Here is a 2,237-nt window from a genome sequence, read left to right on the forward strand (position 1 = left end):
AAAATATTGTTTTGTATCATTTTTTAAAACCAGAGGAAGAGGAATATTTACAAAAAGGCTCTGATGGCAATGTTTATATGTTCTACAATGGCATTTTTAATTCACCCGATGATGCAGCGGGTAATGCTGTGCAAATGGCTGTTAATAAAAATGGTCATCTGTATTTTACATATTTCCCACAATCTAAAGATATGCTGGTAGAGTTCGGGATAGCATTTTATCAAAAGTTTCTTGAAGGTAAGACTTGGGCATTGAGTAATTCGACGAAGAAATTCCAAGATTTTGTCTCTCGTTATGGCAATGAGGGGGCTATTGTTAGTATGCATAGCCGTGGTACCTTGACAGGGGGTAATGGATTACGTGACCTTGAAGAGCGTGGTATCCATGGTATAGCCAAGAAAACAGACTTCTATCTTTTTGGATCGGCTGCTCACGCGCAATCGATAGCTAATACAGTAGATTACTTAAGCGATGGCGAAAAAAATTATGTCTATGTACAAGGCCATATATTAGACCCCATAAGTACAATAATTGGTTTTAATTGGCCTACGGCTTATGGGGTACGTTCCAAACCATATGATTCATTACATCCGTTAATTCTACCCCTCAGAGAGATGGGGGGAGCGATCATCGGCTATAATCCTAGCACCCATAATTGTTATGCTGATGCAGGATCTGATTGTAGACGTGATTACGGTTCATTTGGTTTTATAAAATTTTATTCCACGAGAACAGGGAACAAAAAATGAAAATACGATTTAACTTATTGAGCCTGCTCATTCTATTAAGTATTACTGGATGTGACATATCAAATATCGACAAACCTTCTCCAGGAGAAGTGGCAGTGTGGAAGAAGCCAGGAGCGAACTTTACTGAGGTAGGAAAAGTCTTGCTAGAATGTGGCATGCCAAGCCTTATTGATCAGGATTCAGAAAACAAAACGCTAAGCGACAATGAAATAGCCACCATTGATGCTTGCATGCTTCAAGCTGGTTTCCGTAGAAAATCAGGGGGGCCATATTGGTGTTATAATTATAATGACCTCCCCATTTGTCGTCCTGGTGCTGTCATCCCACAGAGAAGTGTTGAAAAGCGCTTAAACAGCCCTTTTTGTAAAAGAAGTCCAGTACAACCTGAATGCAAACCTTAAGTCTTGCTGTTCCTTTTTATTGTCAAGAAACCCATTAGAGGAGGGGAAAATGAAAAAAACTTTAAAACTATTGAGCTGCATAGCTTTTTTAAGTACAGTTGGGTGTGTTAATCAAATTCCCTCACTTTCTCCAGTATTATGGAGGCAGAAAATACTTTTAGAATGTGGCGTACCGGACCTTGATAAGGTTGTGGCGCTAGATTTGAATCAATTTGCTAGTATTGAAATTTGTATGGGGAAATCAGGTTTTCGCCCTAGCTTTACCATACAAGAATGGTGTGAGAACCATAAATCGGACAATCTTCCCATATGTCGTCCTGGAGCTGTTATGCCTCAGCGAAGTGTTGAGAAACGCTTAAATAGTCCTTATTGTAAAAGACATAAAAACGCACTTGAATGCCAACCCTAACAACACAAAATCATTCGCAAAGCGCTTTAATGAGAATGTTGGCTTTGGTGCAGGAAAAACGGGTGATGGAGGTTCAATGAATGCCTCTTTCCAAAAGGATCAATCCTCTAGTGATTATCACAGCGTTGTGGAACAATCCGGCATTCAAACCGGTGATGGCGGCTTTGATATTACAGTGGCGGGTGCAACAACCATGACCGGTGGTATTATCGGCAGCCACCGCATCGGCGAACAAAAATAAACTGACCACCGGAACCATTAAAACGAGTAATATCACCAACAGTGCTGATGCTCAAGCCAACAGCGATGGGATTAGCATTTCTGCGGGAGGCCCCATGTACCAAGGCAAATACGGTGTCGGGAAAAACATTGCCAAGAATGTTTTAGATCATGCAAAAGCCAAAGATTCAGAGGAAGGCTATACCAAATCCGCTATCAGCAATGGAACCATTGTGCTGACAAATGAAGCAGGGCAAAAGGCGTTGACGGGACAAGATGTGGAACAAGCCATCGCCTCCCTTAACCGTGATACTGCCAGCGCCCATAAGGGGGTACAACAGCTTGATGTCGCCAAGCTGGAACAAATCGTCCATGAAAATCGTGAAATGGCAACACAACTCTTAGAAGAAGGGTTTAAATACAGCGATGACTCCTATAGAACCATGTTTATCAAAGAAC

General features: G+C 41.4%; 2 protein-coding genes and 2 pseudogenes. All 4 read left to right on the top strand.

From position 1 onward, the window contains the following. Window positions 1-749: pseudogene (locus PVV66_RS09405) on the top strand (filamentous hemagglutinin); the annotation flags it as partial. Further along, a complete protein-coding gene (locus PVV66_RS09410; RefSeq protein WP_273719598.1) occupies window positions 746-1,150 on the top strand; it encodes a hypothetical protein in 405 nt (134 codons plus the stop codon). The pseudogene PVV66_RS09405 and the gene PVV66_RS09410, both read left to right, overlap by 4 nt. Window positions 1,151-1,199: 49 nt before the next feature. Further along, window positions 1,200-1,559: a hypothetical protein gene (locus PVV66_RS09415; protein WP_273719599.1), complete on the top strand. Its 360-nt coding sequence runs from the start codon at window positions 1,200-1,202 to the stop codon at window positions 1,557-1,559. 34 nt (window positions 1,560-1,593) lie between these two features. Continuing rightward, window positions 1,594-2,237 (top strand): annotated as a pseudogene (locus tag PVV66_RS09420) (filamentous hemagglutinin); the annotation flags it as partial.

This window comes from Bartonella sp. AU16XJBT, from assembly GCF_028618665.1.
In the GTDB taxonomy this organism is placed as follows: domain Bacteria; phylum Pseudomonadota; class Alphaproteobacteria; order Rhizobiales; family Rhizobiaceae; genus Bartonella.